4 protein-coding genes are annotated in these 3264 nt (G+C 69.8%); all 4 read right to left on the bottom strand.

The window, feature by feature from the left end; all coding sequences use genetic code 11:
* Window positions 1–1305: hypothetical protein (locus Q7W29_03095; protein MDO9170796.1), on the bottom strand; the 1305-nt coding region annotated here is incomplete at its 3' end.
* Window positions 1306–1323: 18 nt separating this feature from the next.
* Window positions 1324–1932, bottom strand: coding sequence for a hypothetical protein (locus Q7W29_03100; protein ID MDO9170797.1), 609 nt, complete (start codon window positions 1930–1932; stop codon window positions 1324–1326).
* A gap of 181 nt (window positions 1933–2113) precedes the next feature.
* Window positions 2114–2941: a hypothetical protein gene (locus Q7W29_03105; GenBank protein ID MDO9170798.1), complete on the bottom strand. Its 828-nt coding sequence runs from the start codon at window positions 2939–2941 to the stop codon at window positions 2114–2116.
* A gap of 130 nt (window positions 2942–3071) precedes the next feature.
* Window positions 3072–3264 (bottom strand): iron-sulfur cluster repair di-iron protein (locus Q7W29_03110; GenBank protein ID MDO9170799.1); only part of this gene is annotated, 193 nt, incomplete at its 5' end.

Raw genomic sequence — 3264 nt, forward strand, 5'->3', positions numbered from 1 at the left:
CGGGTCGTCCCACGACGGGCCGCACGAGGACACGTTCTCCATGTCGTAGACCGACGAGGCGGCCCGCCCGTACACGGCGGCGAAGCTGCCCGGGATCACGTCGCCCATCCAGTCGGGGTAGCCCTCGTTGAAGGCGTCGTGGTCGGTCTCGCGGCACCAGATGCAGTGGCCGCAGCCGCCGTTGTCGCAGATGCCGTTGCAGTAGTCGGGCGTGGTGTTGATGGCGAAGTTCTGGATCCAGTGGTGCCCGTACTCGTGGCTGTGGACGTCCTCGTTCCACTGCTCGCCGGTGCTGACGTAGATCTCGCCGTTGTAGAAGGCGCCCACGGCCCCGTTGGGCCAGTTGCAGCGCACGAACGGCGTGTCGAAGCCGTAGCCGATCCACCAGCGCCAGGTGCGGGTCAGGTCGGTGAGCTGGTGCAGGGCGGGGTGCTGGTTGACGTCGCCGGGCTGCAGCCAGCCGATGTCGAGGTCGCTGCCCAGGTAGTCGTTGGTGGTGCCGGTCTCCCAGGCGTAGGTCGTGCTCCACGTGGCGTCCTCGAGGTTCACGCGGCCGTTGCCGGCCTCGAAGCGCACGTACAGGTCCGGCTCGGCGTCGTCGAAGAACCCTGGGTTCCAGTAGAACGTGACGTCGTACCAACCCTGGGCGTCGGTCGTCAGGACCGCCAGCTGCTGGGACCCGAACGGCGAGTCGTTGTCCATGACGCGCACGGTCACGCCGTCGGCGCCAATGGTCCAGCCGTCGAAGCGCTGGTAGGTGAAGCGGCCGTGGACGCGGATGTTGCGGGCCTTCTCGCCGTTGCCGGGCGCGGGCGTCACGGCCCCGTCCGAGGGCGACGGCTCGGGCTTGAGGCGCGAGTCGTCGTCCACCGGGTGGACCTCCTCGTCCGCCGCGACCTTGGTCACCGCGCCGGGGCGCAGCAGGGATTCGACGCGCGACGGCGACAGGTCGAACTGCCGGGTGACCGTCTCGCCGTCCATCTCGAAGGTGAACTCCAGCCACTGGCCGGGGTCGTCCGTCATGACCGAGAAGTCGATGACCAGCGGCCGGTCCTTGTCGATGGAAGCGGTGGGTGTGGCGTCGATCGCGATCTCGCGCCAGCCCGCCCCGTTGAACTCGAACTTGCCGAGCTGCGCGGGCACCTCGGACACGATCTGCAGGCGGCCCTCGTAGGGCACGCCGGGTTCGGCGGCCCGCGGCGGGCCGAGCAGCTTGACGTGGATGGGCGGACCGAGGTCGGCCCGCGCGGCGACGGCGCCCAGCAGGGCGAGCGACACCGTCAGCAGCCTCAGGATTCTGCGCATGTCGGCACCTCCTGCCTTCTAGCGCCGCGGCGCGACGGGTGTGGGACGCTCGACGGGCTGCGGCGCGGGATGCGGCGCGTCCCAGGCCGCGATCGCGGCCTCGATCCCGGCGGCGCGGTCGGCGTCGCCGTCGGTGCGGGCCATCTCGAGCTGCAGCTCGAGCAGGCGCAGGCCCGTCGAACGCTTCAGTTGCTCGATCTCGCGCTGGACGGCGAGGCTCTCCTCGGTGCCGGCCACGTCACGCAGCCGGGCGGCCAGCGTCGCGATCCGGGTGTCCTGCTCGGCCACGACGGACTCGAAGGCGACGCGGCGGGCCGTGCGGACCTCGTCGGCGCTGGAATCTTCAGAGGTGGGCGCAACACCGAGCGTCGCTCCCTCGGGCGGCGCGAACGGCTGCCCGCCGCTGCTCAGGGCCTGCAGTTCAGCCTGGTTCTCGGGGATGTCCGCGACGCCGGCGACGGGGTCGGCGGGAGCGGTGGTGCCGGGGGCGCCACTGGCGCGGGGAGCGATCAACTCGACCGGCTGGGCCGGGCGTGTTTCCTGGGCGCGGGGGGCATCCTGGGCGACGGCGGCGCTGGCGCCGCCGACGATCGCCAGGACCAGCATGGCACGATCGATCCGCTGCATGACGGTCTCCTTCAGGGGAACGGGTGAGCGCGAACCTGGCCCGGCCATGGTCGCCGGTCGGGTTGACGAGACGCGCTTCATTAATCAGGAGTGTACCTATCGATTACATAGGCATTGAACAGCTTACTCAAGCTCATTCTCACTGAAAAACATTGGGTTTATCTTATAAGTAATTATAAAACTAACAGGAGGGGCGGCTGAAGAAATCCAGAAGCTCATCGATGTTATGGGTGTTGAGGATCTGCCGGCAGCAGAGCCCCGCGTGGCGGGTCAGCTCGGCCCCGTGGCGGTAGTCGCCCAGGCGGGCCGCGCGGTGGACGTCCGAGGCGATGACCAGCCGCACGCCGAGCTCCTGGGCCCGCACGCAGTTGCGCCAGTCGGGCTCGCGGTGGGCCGGGATGGCGTCGATCTCGATGGCGACGCCGGCCTGCGCCGCCGCCTGCAGGACGGTCTCGAGGTCCAGGGGCAGCTCCCCGGGCATCGTCATGTAGTCGCCGAAGGGGTGGCCGAGGATGCTGACGTAGGGGTTCATGACCGCGCGCACGGCCCGGCGCGTGAGCGTTTCGGGATCCTGCCCGTGGTCGGTCGCGAGGGTCGCCACGACGTAGTCGAACTTGGACAGCGAGGCCTCGTCCACCGGCAGCGCGCCGTCCGGTTCCGTCTCGATCTCGGCGCCGTGGAGCAGCCGGAAGTCGGGATTGCCCGCGTTGATCGCCTCGATCTCATCGCGCTGGCGGGCGACGGCGGCCGGGCTCAGGCCCTCGCCGTGGAGCCCGGGGCGGATGCGGTCGGTGATCCCCAGGTATTCCAGCCCCAGCGCGATCGCGGTGTCGCTGATCTCCCGCAGGCCGTGGGCGCCCCCGTCGTACGAAGTGTGGCAGTGCAGCAGCCCCCGCACGTCGCACTGCCGCACCAGCTCGAAGTGGCGCACGTCGCAGGAGTCGTGGCAGGGCCAGCCGGTGTCTCTGCAGCCGGATGGTTCGTCGTGGGCTGGCAGGTGGTCGTGCACGGCGCTCTCGGTGGCTGGTGGTTGCTGCGATGTCCGGTCAGGTGCTCACCATAGAAACGGGTCCCGCAAACCGCCACCGGGCGCTCTCGTCGGCGGTTACCGCGCCGTCGGACCACGCACGGGAGAGCGTTCAGGCTGGCCTCGTGTTCATGTCCTCTTCGAGCGCCTCGCTCCTGGGGAACAGGAGGTTGTTCTCCAGGTGGATGTGCTCGTGCAGGTCCGCCTCCAGGGCCTGCAGGCCGTCGTGCAGCGCGCAGTACGTCTGGCAGGCGTCCGCCGGCAGGCGGTAGTTGGCGGTGATCCGGCGCATCGCGGCCAGCGCC

Source organism: bacterium (assembly GCA_030654305.1).
GTDB lineage: Bacteria > Krumholzibacteriota > Krumholzibacteriia > LZORAL124-64-63 > LZORAL124-64-63 > PNOJ01.